Raw genomic sequence first — 18,793 nt, forward strand, 5'->3', positions numbered from 1 at the left:
TTAATAGAAATTTTCATCATTGCCATTAAATCATTTTTATCCGATTTGCTGTCCCAACCCAAATACCCTCTTTACCTCGCTCAGGCCCTCTAGTCGTATCAGCATTTCACCTTTGCCTGTGAGTTTTTCAGCCCCCGGCTCATCAAGTATAATGTTAGAATCCACCGCTTTTGCCACCCTTAAGGCTATGCGGCTTGGCATATTCGTGCGTAAATTTCTGCTTAGACTTTTTGCATCAGGATTTTGTGTGGCAAGGATGAGATGAATGCCTGCCTGTCTTGCTATGAGCGCTTGTTTTGCCAATTCCTCACCTATTTGCTTATTTTCTGTAATGAGGAAATTCAATTCATCTACAATGACAACCTTATAGCGTTCTATGCTTTTATTTTCTTGCATGGATTCATATCGCTTCTTCATCTCATCAAGCAAGGTTTCTAAAAAAGCTATTGCTTCTTTGGAATCCTTTATTAATCTAATATCACTCGCATTATAATCTATGCCTCCTTTTGGGTCTATGACCACCACATCCACATCTTCATGCAGCAGCAAGCACCTTGCAAAATTATTGAGTAAAATGGTTTTTCCACTCCCTGTTGTCCCTGCTACAAGCAAATGCACCGCCCTTGCCAAATCAAAATAAAATGGCTTTGCCTCAATATCAAACCCCGCTAGAATGGCTAATTTCCCATGCTCCCTCAACCCTTTTAATGCATTTTTGCACTCACTTACACTTGGATATTTCCACTCCCTTTCCTCTCTTGCTTTTATGATATTAAAGCACCTTGGCATACCAGCACAGGGGGAAGTCTTCACCTCAAAGCCTAATGCATGACTTAGTTGTTTTGATCTTTGATCAAAAGCCTGAAGCTTATCAAAATCCTTTACTTCTATTTTGCAGATATCATGCCTATAAGACTGGGTCGTACCCATATGCAAAATCTTGATGGCAAAATCCTTACAATATGCCTCTATCTTATCAAATAAGCTAGAATCTTTGGCTGCTAAACCAGAATCTTTAAGCTCCTCAAAACTAGATTTTGTAGGCAGAAACTCAAACTTATCCTTGCACCATTGATAAAAGCAATCTTTATTTTTCCAAGAGTGATAGATCTCATATAAGCCTCTTTGGATATTTTTTGTAAGTAAGTCGATATAAGCTTTGTCATTGTGAAAAAAATCTTCACTCAGATATTCCCTAAACTTCCAATAAAGCATCGCTCTGTGCAACATATCATAATCATCACTTTCCTTGCTTTTGCCTGTTAACTGCTCTAAGTTATACTCCTTTCCCCCTGCCCTTGATCCCCCCAATCTCTTGTCCTCCCATACTCTTGAGTTTAGTGGCTCTGTCTTTAGTCTCAAAGCCAGGGCCAATGCCAATCGCAAAATAAAATATTTTGGCATCTCTCCTTCTTCAAAACCTAGACCCTCTTTGCTTACTCGATAAATCAAGCTTTCTTCTGTGACATTACTATAAAAATCTGCCATTTTTTCTCCTTACAATACTGCATCTTTTTGTGCTGCTTTGATTTTTGCATGTCCCCTATCATCAGAATTTTCTATCTTATATAATCCAGCAATAGAGTCTTGTGCGACCTCATATTCTCTGATTGTCATTTCACCATTATGTGGCAGAATGATGACTTGATTATTTTGATGATAGTAATTTGTGATGATATTGTGGCGATTTGTGGCATCAATGCGCGATAGCGGAGTATCAATGATTAAAGGGATTTTCGATCCTGATAAAGCACTAAGTGTCCAAAATATAGCAATGGCTAGAATCTGCTTTTGCCCACTGCTTTGATTTGCGACATTAATCATCTCATCATTTAAATCCTTGATTGTGATTTTAAAATTAGAATCAATCTCTATTTTTGCTAGATTGTCATTAGGGATGAGCTTTTTATAATGCCTTAAGATTCCATCGCATAGGTTGTCTTTTAGTGTTAATATGAGCCTTTGTTTGTATGCCTCAAAGATTTTCTCTAGCCCACGGAGAATCTCAAGCTGCTTTTCTATTCGTTCAGTGTTAATTTTAGAGTAAAGCAAATCCCTCTCTTTTTGAGACCGATCAATCCCATCTTTCAATCTTCTGCACTCCTCTTTTTTACTCTCTTTTTCCTCTTGTTTCTTCTTTATTTCATCTTCCAATTCTTTTATACTGAATTGGATCTCTTCTTTTTTGGCAGCTAACACATCATCTACATTGAGCTCATCGATGCGTTCCTTGACGTATCTGAGATCCTTTTTGAGTTTGCACAGAGATTCTACATGCTTCTCTAATGCACTGGATTCTATTCTTATGAGATTGCTAGTAATCGATTGGATTGCCTCATTGGGCAAAATACCTTGTGGATAACCCTCCTCTGATAGCCTATGCTCCAAATCTTTCAAAACCCCTAGAACAATATCTCCAAGGGATTTTTTCTGTTGGTCTGTTGTGGAATATTTGCCAATAACGCCATCCAGCATATCGCGACTAATTTTTTCAACACATCTTTTATACCCCTCTATATCTTTTCTATCAGTATGCTCTTTTAGAGCTTCTATATGTTGCTCCAATTCTTGCAGGATCTTCCTATTTGCTAATGGCACGATGTATTTTAGGTTGTCTTTTAGATCTGCTTTTTGTTGCTGCATTTGCGCATCAATCCTATCTTTTTCATGGATTAAATCTCGTCTTTGTATGTCGTTGTTTGCTATGAGATCTTGCAGATCTATTTTTAAACGCTCTTTTTCCTCTAGCTTTTGTTTTTCTGTGTCTGAAAATCTCTGAATAATAGATTCTGATATTTCTAGTTCCTTGTTTTGATGTTCAATCCTTGAATCAAGGAGGGATAGATGGTCTTTTGTTTCTTGATTCTTCTCTTGCTGCAATATTAGGTTTTTTTTCGTTGTCCGAAGCCCTTGTATCAACAGATCCACAGGGGTAATCTGCAAAATCGACTCCATTTTTTCCCTCAATCCCGAATGAATGTTATTTGAGATTTCCTCTATCTCTTCTCCATCAAAAAAGAAAAACTCAACAAATAAGCTAGGAAGAATACGATTTAGCCTCTCTCTTGCTAAGTCATCCATGTAGACCTCGCCATCAATTTCAAGATACAAGCACTCTTTGATTTCTCTTTGCAATACGTCCTCAAAGCTTCGCTTAAGGCAAAATGGCCCATCATCAAGCAACCCCTCAAATGCTACATAATATTCATCCAGCCCTTCTTTTAACGCAGATTTATTGATAATGCCACTCCACTCATTATTGCCAAAAAGCAGCTGCTTTTGCCCTATATCCTTTTTATAAAATCGCTGAACTATTGCACTATCAAGACCTAAAAATAGCAATTTCGCACATCTGATAAAGCTCGTTTTGCCAAAGCCATTATCCCCATAAATGCAGTAGAGATTTTTTGAATCATTTTGTCTAAATTCTACATCCACCTTGCCATAATATGCAAATAAATTGCAGATACTTATCTTTTGTATAAACACTCATGCCTCCTTGCTACTTTTGTCATCAAGGAGCTTTTTAATTTCCTCGCCAATGCGTTGTCCTGCATTATTTCTACCCTTAATTGCATAGTTATTATGTATATTAATACTCTCCTTTAACAATGCTTTTATATCCCTAGGGTCAACAATTGCGTTTTCTGTTGAGGCACAAATCTCATCAATGATTTCCTCCTGTAAAATTTTGCTTTTATTTTCATTCATACTTACTCCCTTATTGTATTTGATTCCAAGCCTCAAAGCACTTTCATGAAAATCAAAATCTTTATTCCACTCTCTTTGTATGGCTAGAATCTGTTCTTTGCTAATGAGCTCTCCCTCTCCACCAAGACTCAAAAATGCCTTTTCACATGCAAGCAATTTCTCTAGAATCTCAATCCTAATATGACTCAAGAATGCTCCACGCCCACCAACCCTATAAGCCACCCTGCCATCTCGTCTATAATCTGCCCTAGCATTTGGATCTTCCCGCAGGGCTTTAATGTAGTTTCTAAATTCATTTAAGGGTTTAAGATGCTCTTCGCCTGTATCAATAAAGCCCTGCAAAGATTTATCTTCGCTCACCACTGTACAAACCCAACAACCAAAGCGACTGCCTCCACAGCTACTTTGTGCCAAATGTGTAATGAATTGGCATTCTTCCCCACTTGCTTTGGCATAAAGCCTAAAAAGCTCGCCATGAGACATATCCCACAAAGGCTTATGTGTACTAAGATAGGTCCAAACCAAATCTGTGTCCCATTTGGATAAAGGGGCATAAATCATCGTGTCTGGGTAATCCTCATGTTTTGAGAATCCATGATCATCCAACACTCTTTTTTGCATAGATTTTTTTCTATTGCTGGATTCTGCTTCTCTAGTACCAAGCACCAATAGAGCCAAACCATGCTTTTTTGTGATTTGTGCAATTGTATTTTTGCTTGGAGTAATCTTTAGTCTATCAGTGCACCAACGAAATGTGCGCGTAGGACTAGGATAACCCTTGCCAATGAGATTTACAAAAAAGTCATCTTTTAGTTCCGGCGTAACCTGCAACACTTCAAAGGGGATATTATTTTGCATAGCATGTAAGTTGATAGAATGGATTACCCTTTGCAAAAAACGCTCTATGTGAGGGGCTTCTACAAGCGTATTTGAAGCTATGGCATAGCTTTGCCTTTGCAAATGTTTGGGGAGCGATGCAAGCATTTCATAAAAAAGTTGCAAGACACAAGTTGAATCTTTTCCACCACTAAATGCAATCACAAAAGTTCTACTTGTGCTTAAAAATTTCTCTTTTAATTCGTTTTTAGTGTGGGCGATTAGACTCTGTTGTTTGGTTGGATAAGTGGCACAGATATGGGGGGGGAATGGGCGAAATGGTGGATGAAAAATCATTGGTTGAATGAAATTCTACAAATTCCACAAGCCCATCAAGTTCCATAATACTAGATTCTAAGTAATATGTATATGCATGCTGATAACTTGGATTTAAGGATACAAATTGATAAGCCGCTTTTTTTGCATTTCTACTAGAGAAACACACAAAGCAGACTGGCTTAAAAATTTTATTTTTATCTAAAATATTAAGAATTAAATTGTAATTTTGCAAATTCAAAGAATCTTTAATATGCCTTGAGAGAAAGGAAACTCTATTTCTTGTATCGATTACCACAAGAGAGCTGATTTTAAACACAAATTCACTTGGACTCAAAGCCTTAACTTGCAAAATCACTCCTCACTGGTCATCTAAATTCTCAGGCGCTATTATAACGGAAAACTCTAAAATCGCGGCTTCATTGTTTAAAACATAGACAAAATAGAAAATATAGCAAAACCATTGCTTATATTTTATTTTGCATCAATCCAGGAGGCAATGGCTGCAATCATTCATTTTTACCCCCTTCATCGATCTGGTTATGACAAATCACTCCTCTTGACATCACTCTGACTTAATTGTTACACAGGTGCGATTTTATCCTATTTGCTCGCAGGATCCATCTAAGCCCTAGGAATCGCGATTCTCATACTTGATTTTGTTGCATAGCCCTGTTATATGTTTCGAGGGGATCCTTTTCCCCTAACCTTCCCAACGCCTCTTCCACCAATCCTTTGAATCCATCATCCAAAAAGATTTCGATATTTTCTGTGGCTAGGTTTATGATGATTTTTTGCTTGTTTTTGTTTTCTACTGATGCACTTAGGCGTGGTTTGCCGCAGTTATTGAGCTTGTGGAGATTTTCAAAATGAAACGCCCTATTTCGAAAATTTTTAAAGAGTAAAAGCAATAGTTTTACTTTTTGATATTCCCTTAAACCCTGATTTTTATTCCCCCTTGAAATACCGCTTAAAAGCTAGGCTATCTAAAAAGCTTTTGGGGGGAAGTCTAATTGTGTATCCTACAAAAATCAACCGCCCTCAGCCAAAAGCCCAGACTCTGCTGTGATAGCGCTTGATGACGCTCCAGACCGGTATCCAAAAGAGCCTTCAAAATCCATTCTTTATCCATTTGGCTTAGAATAAAATCTATGTTATTTCTTAGCACAATTTCTATGAGTCCTATTTTTGGCGTTATGGCTCCTATTAGACCAAGATTGCTAAAATACTCCTCTATGCTTGCATAAGTATCTAGCCGCTCTTTTGTAAAAATCCCTTGCTATGTCGCCATACTAGGCATGATCCTCCTCCAATCCAAAGAAAGAAGCCCTAGAATGCATGGTCAAATCACCAAAGGCACTCATTGCGCTCCTTATTCAAGTAATGACAAAATCCTGCTTTTTTGCATCACTCCCACTCAATCGTGCCTGGGGGTTTAGAAGTGATGTCATATACCACGCGATTGATGCCCGCCACTTCGTTGATGATTTTAGTAGAAACTGCTTCCAAAAAGCCATGGGGAAGATGTGCAAAGGTCGCTGTCATACCATCTAGTGCCTCCACAGCCCGCACACAAATGGTATTCTCATAGGTACGATTATCCCCCATAACACCCACGCTTTTGGTATTCAAAAGCACGCAAAACGCCTGCCACACTTTGTCATAAAGCCCTGCTTTGCGAAGTTCGTTGATAAAGATAGCATCTGCCTCCCTCAAAATCTCTAGGTCTTGTGGATTCACCTCACCCATGATACGGATAGCAAGCCCAGGTCCTGGAAAGGGATGGCGCAAAAGCATGGATTCTGGCATGCCTAGCTCTCTTCCCAAAGCCCTTACCTCATCTTTAAATAGCTCTCTCAAAGGCTCGATGAGCTCAAATTGCATCCAATCCGGCAAGCCCCCTACGTTATGATGGCTTTTGATTGTCTTACTTGGTCCCTTCACACTCACAGATTCTATCACATCAGGATAGAGTGTGCCTTGTGCTAGGAATTTGATCTCGCCATTTGCATTATGCTTTTTTGCCTCTTTTTCAAAAACTTCGATGAAGGTCTCGCCTATGATTTTTCGCTTTTTCTCTGGATCGCTTACGCCCCTAAGCCTACTCAAAAAAATTTCGCTGGCATCCACTGTAATTAAAGGCACTTTGAGATGGTCTTTGAACATGGATTGCACCGCCTCCCTCTCGCCCTTGCGCAAAAGCCCCGTATCCACAAAAACCGGAATCAAATCCCCCCCGATGGCACGATAAAGCAAGGTCGCCACGACACTAGAATCCACCCCGCCACTCACAGCACAAAGCACCTTGCCATCCTTGACTCTGCTGCGGATTCTAGCAATCTCAGATGCTGCGAAATTGCGCATATTCCAGCTAGTGTTTGCATTGCAAATAGATAGAGCGAAGTTTTGTAATATCTGCCCACCACACTCACTATGCACCACTTCTGGATGGAATTGCAGGGCATAGATTTTTTTGTCCAGATTTGCAATTACACAATTTTGCGTATTCCCAGATTTTGCCAGCTCTACAAAGCCCTCTGGAATCTTCTCGACCTTATCAGCATGACTCATCCACACGATGGAATTTTGCGTCATATCGCGCAAAATTCCATTCTGCATGGAGTGGTCTTTGGGATCCAAAACCTCCAAATGCGCCTTGCCAAATTCCTGAGCTTGTGCTCTGACTACCTTCCCACCAAAAAAATCCGCGATATATTGCATGCCATAGCAGATCCCAAGGATAGGGATGCCAAGCTCAAAAATCCCATGATCTGGCCTGTAAGCACCCTCTTCATAAACGCTAGCAGGCCCACCGCTCAAGATAATGCCCTTGGGATTTCTTGCTTGGATGTGATGGATGTTTTCAAAATAGGGGATGATTTCTGTGTAGATGCCATATTCGCGCAGGCGTCTTGCAATCAATTGTGTGTATTGCGAACCAAAATCCAAAACCAAAATTTCTACCAAATTCATTGCGCTACCTTCTTTCTTAATTTCCTAAATTTCATGCATTAAATCTCTTTGCCAGAGGGTGAAAATTGGGGGATATTATAAGAAATTTTGACTTTTATTTTAATAAAACTGCACCGCAGATGGACCCACTAGTTGCTTCCTGGGTATAAGCGAATCCACAAATTGATTCTGGTTTAGGGATTGATCCATGAGTTGATTTTTTTGTAGAAAATAAATCCGATACGTGGTAGATTCTCAGTATCCAAAACCTCCTGGTCTTGGTAGACAATATCACCCTTGCAGTCCTTCAGAGAAAATCCTAAAATGGATTTTTCTTTTCCTTGTTGGAAAGAAATGTTCCAAGTGCTATAGCCTTTTTGAATCTTTGTATTGAGCATGGAGAATTTTGCAAGCTCTTTGAAAATGGCATTTCTCACCTCTTGATTTTTGCCAGTGAACTTCACATTTACCTTTGGCTTTGGACTGTTCCTGGTCAAAATATTTTCCAAGGAAGAAAGACGCGGATCGTGGAATTCCCTTTTGGCGAATGCTTGGTAGATTGCCACTTGTTTTTGCAATTTGTCATAAAAATTGCTCGAGATAGCAAATTGCCTAGGAGTGATATACCTACAGGTTTGCACACCAGAGTTTTTGACATCATCAAGCATCTGGCCTAGATTCTTTCGGACCTGTGAGATAAAGGAATCCCTTGCAATCCCCATCTGCACATAGTAGACATCATCGCTGAAATCTTGATGTAGTAAAGAAACATTCAAAAACTCCACATCGCTAACATCTAGCGACACTTGCTGCTGTGCGGAGGTTTTGAACTTCTGGTCATCCCTTTGGCGTCGCAAGGAAGAAGAAGCATCCACACTCACACTAATCGTGCTTGCCAAATCTAGTAGGGCACTTTGCTTGGCCTCCCTGAGGCTAGAACCACTGCCTAACCCAAAGAGCATGAACGCATCATCTGCAGGAGATAAAAACCATCCCGGAGGTGTAGCAAATGACGCCGCACTCAGCAAAAATGCCCAAACAAGCTTTTTCATTTCTTCGCAGTTGGAGTGCTTGTAGTTGGTGTGGCCAAAATCTGGCTAGGCTTTAAATCTTTAAACTGCTTACTAAGCTTATTTTGCAATTCCTTAGTAGAACTTTTGTCCAATCTCACGAGCACATAGATTCTCGCGCCATCATCATCAATCCAAGTATCCTCTACTCTGACCCCTTGCATATCACGCTGTGCTGCTTCCTGGACGATATTTTTTACCACTTCATCCACCTGATCATTGACTCTCGTGCCTTCTTTTCTAAGATTTGTATGGACGATTACTTCGATTTTTTTGGCGAGTTCAGCACGAGCGGATGTAGTCGCCTCTGTTCTTGCAAACTGGACATTTTTGTCGATGATTGGCGCATCACCCACTGCACTATAATCTCCATCTGCTCCATTGAGAACCCATTTTGGTGCATTTTCCCAGCCCACCGCTTCCTTTGCTTGATCGCTGATGCTATTCCCTGCACAACCTGCTAAAACAAGCGCAAACAAACCCATTGCCAAATTCTGTAGTGTTTTTTTCATTTTCTATCCTTTTACCATAAATTTGCATTTCCCATTTTGGAAACCTCTTGCTGATTATCCCAAATCACCACACCAGTTTTGATATCTGTAAGTGTAAGCAAAATGTAATAATCAACCTTCTTGGTTTCCCCCATTCGATGCACACTCTGCCCAATCCTTCCAGAAAGCGAAAGGGTTGGAGCGACCAATGTACCCTCTTCTGTGGTGGTATATTGATTGAATTCTTTGTTGTTGCGCATATTGCGCACGTCCTGAATCATCCCATCCATAGAAGCCCCACCTCTAGCCATCGCCATCGTGAGTTTAAATTTCCCACTTTTCCGCATCGCACGGGTGAGCTCTCTACTCAAACTCTCTACATCGATTTTTTGAGTGGTGTCATTGATGATATCAGAGATTGCAACAACCCTGGGATTGCTGGTCTTGATTTTCTGCACATAGGGATCTTGCATGAGGGATTCTATCATGTCTTGCATGACCTTTTTGAGATTCTCATAATCCAATCCCATCGTCACAAATTTGCTATCTGGACTCACTTCCATCGCCTTAGGACCGCAGCCAGCTAACATAAATGCTAGTGCAAATATTAACGTGCCAAAAATCTTTGTTTTCTTCACGCACACTCCTTTAATTCAAAATTCTCATGAAAAGCTTGCTGCCTACATTTCGCACATACACAATCGCGTCCTTTTCTTGATTGGGTATGCTAAATTGTAGCGCAGTTTTACCATCGACTTGTAAACTTTTTTCACCTGCAGTGTTTTCAATTCGCAAAATATAAAAGCTGTTGGGCAATGCCGTGATCATCCTAGTATCTGCACTAATCATCAAGCTATACCCAAGACTAAGCAAAAACCCCAGTCCCCCAAATCCAAAGATTTGTCTTCCAGCCTCATCACCAATATAAGCAATGACAGCTGGAGGGATGCTACGCAAGATTGCCCTTGTCCTCACCCCTGGCATCCGCTTATAAAACTCTGTCTGGATCAAATCCTGCATATTAAAAAATTTGTGCGCAAAAACATTATCAACCTGATAGCTTGTAGCAAAATCTCTCCCCTTCACTAGCTTTGGCTCCGCATAAGTAATCATGATGCCATCCGTGGCCAAAGCAATGAAGGGGGATACTTCATTATCCAATGCCTCTGCATCATCTGCGTTATCCATCGCACTATCCATTACCGCAGCAGAAGCAAACATGACCCCGGGATTGAGGAAATTGGCTGGATCCATGGGCAAAGGCAAGGAGACAACTAGAGAGTCTTTGAAAGCACTCCTGCCATCTTCAATAATCACCCAGATATAGCGCTTTTTATCCCCCCTTTCTCGAGCTCTCAAAATCTCTCTATCCTGCCTGGGGATGAGCGCTAATGTATCCCTGCTCATGGAAGCGATTGAGGAATAATCTCCCTCCTTCATTTCAAACAAAAATTTCAAATAAGGGATCATGGGATTGATGTATTTTTCATGAATTTCTGGCAGCTTGGTGTGGTTGCTTTTGGCAAAATCCATGCCGATTGCCACATACTGATCTCTTTTTGAGGAATGCTTGTTTACGTCTTTGATTTTATCAAGGTCTTGATTTGCATTTTCAAGCTCTTTGGCATAATAAGCCTTTGCATCATCTTGACGCTCCAAGGCCTGATTGAGATACACCCTTGCATCATTGTTTTCATCGCGACTCATAGCATCTAAAGCTAGATAATAATTGACCATGCTTGCCTCATAAAGATAGATGGGATAGGGCAGCGAGCTATCTGATGTCAAAACCGCACCCACATCACCAAAGAAACTTTTGGCAAAGTTGTGCATACTTCTTTGCATATTGGAATCTGCAGCAAGTAGCAAATCCTTGGCATCAGGCTTGTCTAGATAAAAGCCCGCAATGCCACCTTGCACCTCCCACAATAAATCATCCCTGCCCTTTTTTTTCTGATGCAAGCCTACTTCTTTGGATTCACCCTCTTTTGCAGAATTATTTTTAGATTTTCTAGAGCTCTCAGGAATGTGCAGCATTTTTTTGGCAAGGCTGTAAGCTGCATCCAAATTCCCCCCATAATAATCCTCATTAAACCGCTCCAGATTCCTGTTTGCGCAACCAACAAAAAATATTATTATTAACAAATAAAATATTTTATTTGCACATGTTAATGCCACAGAATCTTCCTAATTTCTTCATAATTTTATTATATCAATTGAGTTTTTTTCTTCGGTAATCCTTGAGACAAAAAGGCGTAATTAGGAGTTTTTCATTAGATTTCATTCCTTTGTGACAAACAAAACAATCCAAATCCAGAGAAAAACAAAAATAAAAATCCCAGTGGTTTAGAGCATCTTCATGCTCATGTCTATCCACACAGCCTTATGAATCAATGCTCCTGAGCTAATGGCATCCACGCCTGTTTTTGCATATTCTAAAAGATTTTCTTTGGTGATGTCTCCGCTGGCCTCCAATAGTACATGAGCATGATTGGCATCGCGGTAAGCCACGACTTCCTTGATGCTCTTTCTGTCCATATTATCACACATCACGATATCTACACCCGCACTCATGGCGATCTTGGCAAATTCCACACTCTCGCTCTCAATCTCAATCTTGCTCGTCCAGGGGATTTTTTTCCTAGCATTTTCTATCCACTCTTTGAGACTAGAGTGAGAGATGTATCTAAGATGCGTGTCTTTGAGCATCAATGCATCATCTAGCCCCAAGCGATGATTTTTTCCCCCGCCATTTCGCACAGAATATTTCTCAAAAACACGCAGCAAGGGCCTAGTCTTTCGCGTGTCCAAAAGCTCCACCCCACTACCCTCCAAAATCTCCACATAGCCCCTAGTTTGCGTAGCAATCCCACTGGAATGCTGCAAGATATTCAGAATGCAGCGCTCTAATTTCAATAATAAAGTGTAGCTCCCCTCCAATTCCAAAAGCCCATCTCCATGCACAAAACCATCACCATCTTTTTTGAAAAATCTCGCAGCAATGCCCTCCAACTCACACAAGCGCCGCACATAAAGCTCACCAGAAAAAATGCCCTGGCTTTTTGCCTTGATCATTGCCTTTGCCCTGATGTCTTGGGTCACTAGATGCTCAAACAAATCCCCCCTACCAATATCCTCATCCATCATGGCATACAAAAACTCCTCCATCCTCATCAACAAACCTCCAGCATTCTTCGCAGCGCTAGTGCAGCATCCTTGCGCACATGCTCCTCTAATAGGATTTCATTGAAGATGCGATTTTGGTCATAGGCAGAGAGAAGTTTGTAAATATCACCAAGACTAGTCTCATTCATCGTGGGGCATTCAGGGATGGTGCTAGAGAGTACAAAGGTATTCTTACTGCCCTTGCGCAGACGAGAAACTAGATTGTATTCTGTGCCAACGGCAATAGTTTTTTCTTTGGGTAGGCTATTGACATAGGAGATGATCTGACTCGTAGAGCCTACAAAATCTGCCTTTTGCACAACTTCTGGCTTGCATTCTGGGTGCACGATGATGGCGATGTCTTCATAATTTTCCCGAAAAAAATCCACATCCTCTGGAGTGAAGAGCTGATGCACGGAGCAAAAACCATTGTAGCAAACCACCTGAGCATCCAACACCTTCTCCTTGCTATCCACGCCCAAAACCCCACATCTCAATCCATAGAGATTGGAGAGATTCTCCCCCAAACAACGATCTGGTAAGAAAAAGATCTTTTTTTCTTCTTTGAGCGCGATTTCAAAGATCTTCTTTGCATTGGAGCTGGTGCACACTAGCCCACCCATGGCTCCGACTTTTGCCTTCACCTCCACACTGGAATTGATATAAGTCACAGGTAGGACATCCCTGATACCATAGTCTTGGAGTAACTGCAAGGAGCGATCATAATAATCACTGCTAATCATTCTTGCCATGGAACAGCAGGCGATTTTTGGCATGAGCACACGCTTGTGAGGGGCTAGGATTTTCACACTCTCACCCATAAAACCAACACCACAAAATATCACCAAATCTCTAGAATCCTGTGTGGCTTTTTTAGCCAACTCCAAACTATCTCCAGAAAAATCTGCCAAATCTACAATCTCATCTTTTTGGTAAAAATGCGAAACAAGTAGAGCATGATGTTTTTGCAACAATGCCTTAATTTGCGCTTCCATTTGCTTCCCTTAAAATCTCCCTATACTCTGGCCAAAGAGCACCTTCTGTCCCAATGCGATATCAAGACTGAGATGTTTACCAAATACCACCACAGTAGACCCCATCTCAAACATGCCAATCTCCTGGCCTTTTTTGAGAAAAATACTTCTTTCATAAGAAAAGTTAGAATCTTGATTGGCAATGGCATTGGTTTGTACTCTTGGCTCAAAATGCACCAGCATTTTACCAACATTTAACGCGCCCACAGCAACAAAGAAAAATCTTTCTCCATTTTTGTCCTTTGCCACAATCACCACCCGCTCATTTTGGATGAAAAGATTTTGATTTTTTTTCAAAGAGGGCATGTTTACGGGCAAAAGCTTGCCTCCAAAATAACGCACCTCCAAAACCTCCAAATCACAGGGGCTGTGATAGCGATGATAATCTCTTGGAGAGAGATAATAATTTATAAAACCATAACCCTGACCAAGCTCCTCTCCTAGCAATTGACTCACGCTATATTCCATGCCCTTAATCTGCAGGGCTCTGCCCTGACACACCTGGCCAAATTCTGTTACCAGACTATCTGTGGGAGAAATCATGATGCTTGGATCTTCATCAAAGCTTCTTTTGTTTTTGAGTGCACGGGTGAAGAGTGCATTGAGCGTTTTGTAATGTTCCACCCCATGAAAATCGCTAAGGTCAATGTCAAAAATCCTTACATACATGCGGTTGATAAATCTCTGAATCCAAGCAGGGAAGGCATGTCCTGCAAATCTTCCAAAAATCCTTGAGATTTTATTGGTCATCAATACTCCTAAAGGGTTTATAATCTGGCACATCAAAAAGATCTGGTTGATTACATAGAATTTCAAAGGGTTTGAACTTGGATTTGTAGCCCAAACTTGGATGTCCTTCTATCCAATACCCAGGATAAAAATAGGGAATTCCCCTCTGCCTTGCAATATGGAACTGGGTCAAGATATTAAAAACACCAAGACTGCGCTTCTCAAAATCATGGTCATAAAAAAAATAAATCGCACTGATTAAATCCTCTAAAATATCCACATATCCCACACCAAGCAGAATCCCATCCAAAAAATAATTCAGCTCATAGCCAAAATTTCTACCCCCTGCCACAAAAGTATCATAGTAATAGCGCTCATCCACACTCTTGTAATGCCATTGTTTTTTTTCCTCCATGACTCTGTGGTATTTATTGTAAAGCTGCAATTTTTCCTCACTGAAGGAAGGTTTTTGCAAAATCACTTCCAAGTCTTGATTTTTCCTTATGATGCGTCTGTGAATTCTAGATGGGATGAACTGCGCGATGTTTTGGCGGATGGTTTTACAAGCATCACAAGATTGGCAAACAGGAACAAAAAAACACTCTCCAAACCTCCTCCAACCCCTGGCTAAAAGGCCCGCATAAAAGTATTCACTACACTCCTCAATATAAAAATAGCGAAAAAAACTCTCTTTGTTTTTCAGATAGCTGCATTCAGATCGCTCTGAAAAAAATTCTACGATTTTCAAAAAGACTCGATATCAGCTAATTTCAATGTGAATTCCACTTCGCCACGCCCAATACGCAACTCTTTTGCGATGGAATCCACGCTCCATCCCTCTTGAAATAGTGCGATGATGCGCCTCTCATCAATATCATTATTATTCCCCACATAGCCAAAATCTCGTACGCGATTCTCTAATCGAAGAATCTTTTCTTCAAAATAATTATGCTCATTTTTGCTATGTTCCTTAATTTCTTTGAGCTGCTGATAAAAGTTACTCAACCCCACTTCCATATTGCTTTGGAAATCATCACCCAGGGCCAGGGATTTTTCTTTGCTCTGTATTTCTTTCATGGCCTTTTGAAGCTGGTGCATCTCTGTGGTGATATGGTCAATGGATGCCTCTAATAAATTGTGTTTTTTGGTATTTTCTTTTTGCTTGACAAAGACATATGCTAAAACCCCAACCAAAACAAGGATCACAGATACAGCAGCAATTCCTAGTGTCATCTCATTTATCATTTCTGATCCCTCAAATATTTCTGTGCTCTGATATTTGCCATCTCTGTATTTGCAATATAATTGTCAAAATCCTCGATGTCACTGGGATGCATTTTTGTAATCTGCAAAACCCTATCGCTCAGCGCAAGGGCAAATAAGGCAATAATTCTATCAGAAAAAACCGGCAAAACAAAACGCAGATAATAGCTCTGGCCCTCTACAAGATTCCCATCTCTCAAATACATCACTCCATGTCCAAGCGCTGCAATTTGATCCTTTTTCTCAAGCCTTTGCAATAACTCTTCTTCCCCAAAAAGCTTTCTTTCAATTTTTGCGATCTTTTTATAAAGCTCTAGCAAAATCTCCACAATCAGCCCATCTTTCCCTTGCTCTGCCGCACTCCAGTCTTTGAGTTTTTCATACGCTGCACCAAGCCTATGATACTCCTCCAAATAAGCTCCATCATCTCTACTAAGTTCAATGGCAATGGCGCTTTCCACCACCCGAGTGTTGATTCCTCTGGTTTTGCAAAAATCATATAATGCATGCATGAAAAATCCCTAAAAATGTAGAAAAAATATTTTGTAGAAAATATCCAAAAAAATAAAACCCAAAAAAATAAAACCCAAATAGCCATTGGTAACAAAAAATGCCCTGGGAATGTTTAGCAAATCCTTTTGAACCAAATACTGCTCATAAGCCAACATCCCCATCGCCACAAAAAGACCCAGGTATGCAAAAAGTCCTCCATGAATAAACATCACAAAGGCCAACCAAAAAACCACTGCCAAAAAATGGGAAAGTCTAGAAAAAAACAAGGTCTTATCAATCCCAAAGCGTGAAGGAAAAGAAAACAACCCCTCTTTTTTGTCAAATTCCATATCCTGCAGGGAATACAGCAAATCAAATCCTGCCACCCAAAACAAAACGCCAAGAGCCAGTAACACACTCCACAACGGCACAACCCCCAAAATCGCAATTACTCCAGAAATTGGCGCTAAGGCCAGGCAGACACCCAAAAAATAATGCGCCATGACGCTAAAGCGCTTCATATAAGAATAGAGTGCTAGAATCACCAAAAACAAAAAAGAAAGCCCAAAGGCCAGGGAATTGATGCAATAACTCACCAAAATGAAAATCACTGCATTAAAAACACAAAAAAGCGCCACAGATTTTGCGCTGATGCGGCCATCTACACTGGGGCGATTTTTGGTGCGGTTATTTTTGCGATCAATATCCCGATCGCAAAAGCGATTGAATCCCATAGCAAAATTTCGTGCACTAATGAGGGCAATAGTGCAAAGCAGGAGCAAGGTAAGATTTTCCCTCCAAGAAAATTCTTGCGAGGAATATTTTTTAAACAGCGCGATACTAATTGCCATGAGGCTAAATGCTGCAGAAAATATAGTGTGCTCAAACATCACCAATTCGCTGAAATTTTTGAGTTTTTTCCACATTTATTTCAAGCCCAAAGAGACGACTTTTTTTAGGCCATCAGAGACACTCATCTCTGTTTTCCTGATCTTGTCCTTGGGTACGCGCAGCAAGATCCCAGAGGTGGGATTTGGTGTAGTAGGCACAAACACCCAAAAAACCTCTTCCTCTTCTTTGGTGATGAATCCCACCACATCATGACCTGCCAAATCCACAAACACAACACCCAAATAATCCTTATCCCCGCCGCCAGAAAACATTTTTACCATGTCCTTCAAAATGCTATACACCACGCCAATTCCCGGGATCTTGGCGATGAGGAATTCTGAGAATTTGAGCAAAAGAAGTTCACGATTCTTCTCAAATAAATATCCCGCATAAATCAAAGTCAAACAGGTAAACATCAACACCAAAACTGTCCCCCAGATGCTATTGGATGTGGTGTTAAAAATAAATTGCACAATATAGCTAACAATCCCAAAAATAAAAGATAGTAGCCAAATTAAAATTCCAAAGGGCAGAAGCACCAACAACCCCTTGCCAAGCAAGCGAAAAATTGTCTGCATAAAAATCTCTTTTTGTTTTTATTATACTCCAATGCCTAGGATTTTGCAAAATCTAAGCAACAAAAAACCATAAAACCCTATGCCAAAAAGCAACAGCACAAAAAATATTTTTCTGGAAAAAATGGCCCCAAAACTCGCCAAAACATAACCCAAAAACAAGGGCCATGGGGTATAGAATTCAATAAAGGGGATTTTTGCACCCAAAACCCAAAGATAAAAAGGATCTAATGCATCCCCAAGGCCCAAGAGATGCAGCGCAATCACCAAGGGAAAATACAGGGGAAAAATCATGCTAATAGAGATCGCGAGAAACTGATAGGGCGAAAAATAAGGAAAATAAAAATGCACCACAATCCCCATGAGCAAAAACATGCAGAGATTAAACCCAAAAAAATAAAGCAAGATTCTTTTTTTGGGGACATGTCGCACAAAAAGAAAAATATAAAACACACCAAACACAGAAAGCACAAAGCCAACATTCCATGCAAAGCTAGGGAAAAAAGCTAACGATAATAACACCACCACAAAAAGCATGGAAAAAGAAAACAATGCCACGCCCCCCAAATAAAACAAATACGCCAATGCTGCCATCAAAAATGCGCGAAAAAATGCGGGCTGAAATTCCAATAGCACCAAATACCCAAACATTCCCAAAAGCACCAAACAACCCAGGTCATAATACAAATTTCGGTAGGGGAAGAATCTTTTTTGCAAAAAACGATAGGGGAGAAATAAGAGAAAAAACAAAATACTAGAAAGCAATCCTAGGTGAAATCCGCTAATAGCGATGAGATGAGAGATCCCTGTGACATTGGCAATATTGCGCCAGGCAGGATTGACCCTATCGCCAAAAAACAAAGCCTTATACAGCAGCGCACTATTGGCATCACCATGCTGCTTATCGATAAAATCCCGCAGGGGCTTTTTGTAGCTTTCTTTGGGTAGGAGGCTTAACTGATAGGTGTGAAAATAACAGCTTTTTAAAAATTCCCAAAAGCTACATTCTGCCATTTTCCCAAATACCCGAACATCCCGATAAATCAAGTCTTTGAGGTCCTGGCGCGAAGTAGTATAAAAAATATGAGCATTCCTATCTTCTAGCTTCAGCACAAAATAGGATTTTCCTCCCTTTTGTTTGCGATACTGGAGCTTGATCGTTGCTTGCAAGGCTTGAGGCTCTGATTTGCTATAGCCTTGGTAATCCTGATAGATACCAAAAAGATTGTAGGAAAAAATCAAAAAAGAGAAAAATATAAAAAACGCCC

Annotated in this window: 18 protein-coding genes; all 18 read right to left on the reverse strand. The window is 40.4% G+C overall.

The genetic code is table 11. The features are described 5' to 3' along the window. Positions 1–36 precede the first annotated feature (36 nt). The 18 genes from DQN48_RS06400 to DQN48_RS06480 all read right to left on the reverse strand — a co-directional run bounded on the left by DQN48_RS06400 (position 37) and on the right by DQN48_RS06480 (position 18,767). Entirely contained in the window at positions 37–1,488 is a 1,452-nt protein-coding gene (locus DQN48_RS06400; protein WP_013023535.1) for an FtsK/SpoIIIE domain-containing protein, read from the reverse strand. A gap of 9 nt (positions 1,489–1,497) precedes the next feature. After that, positions 1,498–3,489, reverse strand: a complete 1,992-nt coding sequence (locus tag DQN48_RS07710) for a hypothetical protein (protein ID WP_013023536.1) — start codon at positions 3,487–3,489, stop codon at positions 1,498–1,500. Next, positions 3,490–4,884, reverse strand: a complete 1,395-nt coding sequence (dndC, locus tag DQN48_RS06410; RefSeq protein ID WP_013023537.1) for a DNA phosphorothioation system sulfurtransferase DndC — start codon at positions 4,882–4,884, stop codon at positions 3,490–3,492. Then, positions 4,796–5,215, reverse strand: a complete 420-nt coding sequence (locus tag DQN48_RS07715) for a rhodanese-like domain-containing protein (RefSeq protein ID WP_158303475.1) — start codon at positions 5,213–5,215, stop codon at positions 4,796–4,798. The genes dndC and DQN48_RS07715 overlap by 89 nt, the downstream gene beginning before the upstream one ends. A gap of 1,055 nt (positions 5,216–6,270) precedes the next feature. Further along, positions 6,271–7,836: a glutamine-hydrolyzing GMP synthase gene (gene guaA, locus DQN48_RS06420; RefSeq protein ID WP_013023539.1), complete on the reverse strand. Its 1,566-nt coding sequence runs from the start codon at positions 7,834–7,836 to the stop codon at positions 6,271–6,273. A 173-nt stretch (positions 7,837–8,009) separates the two neighbouring features. Then, positions 8,010–8,867, reverse strand: a complete 858-nt coding sequence (locus tag DQN48_RS06425) for an LPP20 family lipoprotein (RefSeq protein ID WP_013023540.1) — start codon at positions 8,865–8,867, stop codon at positions 8,010–8,012. Beyond that, on the reverse strand, positions 8,864–9,397 hold the full coding sequence (locus DQN48_RS06430; protein WP_013023541.1) for an LPP20 family lipoprotein: 534 nt from the start codon (positions 9,395–9,397) through the stop codon (positions 8,864–8,866). The genes DQN48_RS06425 and DQN48_RS06430 overlap by 4 nt, the downstream gene beginning before the upstream one ends. Positions 9,398–9,408: 11 nt before the next feature. Continuing rightward, positions 9,409–10,014, reverse strand: a complete 606-nt coding sequence (gene lpoB / locus DQN48_RS06435) for a penicillin-binding protein activator LpoB (RefSeq protein WP_013023542.1) — start codon at positions 10,012–10,014, stop codon at positions 9,409–9,411. A 10-nt stretch (positions 10,015–10,024) separates the two neighbouring features. Next, positions 10,025–11,443, reverse strand: a complete 1,419-nt coding sequence (locus DQN48_RS06440) for a hypothetical protein (RefSeq protein WP_013023543.1) — start codon at positions 11,441–11,443, stop codon at positions 10,025–10,027. A gap of 279 nt (positions 11,444–11,722) precedes the next feature. Beyond that, the gene (nadC, locus tag DQN48_RS06445) at positions 11,723–12,550 is read right to left on the reverse strand and encodes a carboxylating nicotinate-nucleotide diphosphorylase (protein WP_013023544.1); all 828 of its coding nucleotides are present in this window, start codon (positions 12,548–12,550) and stop codon (positions 11,723–11,725) included. Next, positions 12,550–13,536 carry a quinolinate synthase NadA gene (gene nadA, locus DQN48_RS06450; RefSeq protein WP_013023545.1) on the reverse strand — a complete coding sequence of 329 codons (987 nt, stop codon included), beginning with the start codon at positions 13,534–13,536 and terminating at the stop codon, positions 12,550–12,552. Before nadA ends, nadC begins: the two co-directional genes overlap by 1 nt. 9 nt (positions 13,537–13,545) lie before the next feature. Continuing rightward, positions 13,546–14,325: a phosphatidylserine decarboxylase gene (locus DQN48_RS06455; protein ID WP_013023546.1), complete on the reverse strand. Its 780-nt coding sequence runs from the start codon at positions 14,323–14,325 to the stop codon at positions 13,546–13,548. Next, positions 14,315–15,052: an arginyltransferase gene (locus DQN48_RS06460; RefSeq protein ID WP_013023547.1), complete on the reverse strand. Its 738-nt coding sequence runs from the start codon at positions 15,050–15,052 to the stop codon at positions 14,315–14,317. The genes DQN48_RS06455 and DQN48_RS06460 overlap by 11 nt, the downstream gene beginning before the upstream one ends. Then, positions 15,049–15,549, reverse strand: a complete 501-nt coding sequence (locus DQN48_RS06465; protein WP_013023548.1) for a hypothetical protein — start codon at positions 15,547–15,549, stop codon at positions 15,049–15,051. Before DQN48_RS06465 ends, DQN48_RS06460 begins: the two co-directional genes overlap by 4 nt. After that, entirely contained in the window at positions 15,546–16,079 is a 534-nt protein-coding gene (locus tag DQN48_RS06470) for a hypothetical protein (protein WP_013023549.1), read from the reverse strand. The genes DQN48_RS06465 and DQN48_RS06470 overlap by 4 nt, the downstream gene beginning before the upstream one ends. Before the next feature lie 9 nt (positions 16,080–16,088). Further along, positions 16,089–16,985, reverse strand: a complete 897-nt coding sequence (gene mqnP / locus DQN48_RS07795; RefSeq protein ID WP_013023550.1) for a menaquinone biosynthesis prenyltransferase MqnP — start codon at positions 16,983–16,985, stop codon at positions 16,089–16,091. Then, positions 16,986–17,528 (reverse strand): DUF502 domain-containing protein, encoded by a 543-nt coding sequence (locus tag DQN48_RS07800; RefSeq protein ID WP_013023551.1) that lies wholly within the window; start codon positions 17,526–17,528, stop codon positions 16,986–16,988. A gap of 21 nt (positions 17,529–17,549) precedes the next feature. Then, positions 17,550–18,767, reverse strand: coding sequence for a ComEC/Rec2 family competence protein (locus DQN48_RS06480; protein WP_170118061.1), 1,218 nt, complete (start codon positions 18,765–18,767; stop codon positions 17,550–17,552). Between the last annotated feature and the right edge of the window lie 26 nt (positions 18,768–18,793).

Origin of the sequence: Helicobacter mustelae, assembly GCF_900476215.1 — a bacterium.
Taxonomy (GTDB): domain Bacteria; phylum Campylobacterota; class Campylobacteria; order Campylobacterales; family Helicobacteraceae; genus Helicobacter_H; species Helicobacter_H mustelae.

What these genes read in the sequence shown, in the direction of transcription:
- dndC (WP_013023537.1), bottom strand. Translation starts at nt 4,884, where the DNA reads ATGATTTTTCATCCACCATTTCGCCCATTCCCCCCCCATATCTGTGCC.
- guaA (WP_013023539.1), bottom strand. Translation starts at nt 7,836, where the DNA reads ATGAATTTGGTAGAAATTTTGGTTTTGGATTTTGGTTCGCAATACACA.
- DQN48_RS07800 (WP_013023551.1), bottom strand. Translation starts at nt 17,528, where the DNA reads ATGCAGACAATTTTTCGCTTGCTTGGCAAGGGGTTGTTGGTGCTTCTG.
- mqnP (WP_013023550.1), bottom strand. Translation starts at nt 16,985, where the DNA reads ATGTGGAAAAAACTCAAAAATTTCAGCGAATTGGTGATGTTTGAGCAC.
- nadA (WP_013023545.1), bottom strand. Translation starts at nt 13,536, where the DNA reads ATGGAAGCGCAAATTAAGGCATTGTTGCAAAAACATCATGCTCTACTT.
- DQN48_RS06455 (WP_013023546.1), bottom strand. Translation starts at nt 14,325, where the DNA reads ATGACCAATAAAATCTCAAGGATTTTTGGAAGATTTGCAGGACATGCC.
- DQN48_RS06465 (WP_013023548.1), bottom strand. Translation starts at nt 15,549, where the DNA reads ATGATAAATGAGATGACACTAGGAATTGCTGCTGTATCTGTGATCCTT.
- DQN48_RS06430 (WP_013023541.1), bottom strand. Translation starts at nt 9,397, where the DNA reads ATGAAAAAAACACTACAGAATTTGGCAATGGGTTTGTTTGCGCTTGTT.
- nadC (WP_013023544.1), bottom strand. Translation starts at nt 12,550, where the DNA reads ATGAGGATGGAGGAGTTTTTGTATGCCATGATGGATGAGGATATTGGT.
- DQN48_RS06470 (WP_013023549.1), bottom strand. Translation starts at nt 16,079, where the DNA reads ATGCATGCATTATATGATTTTTGCAAAACCAGAGGAATCAACACTCGG.
- DQN48_RS06400 (WP_013023535.1), bottom strand. Translation starts at nt 1,488, where the DNA reads ATGGCAGATTTTTATAGTAATGTCACAGAAGAAAGCTTGATTTATCGA.
- DQN48_RS06425 (WP_013023540.1), bottom strand. Translation starts at nt 8,867, where the DNA reads ATGAAAAAGCTTGTTTGGGCATTTTTGCTGAGTGCGGCGTCATTTGCT.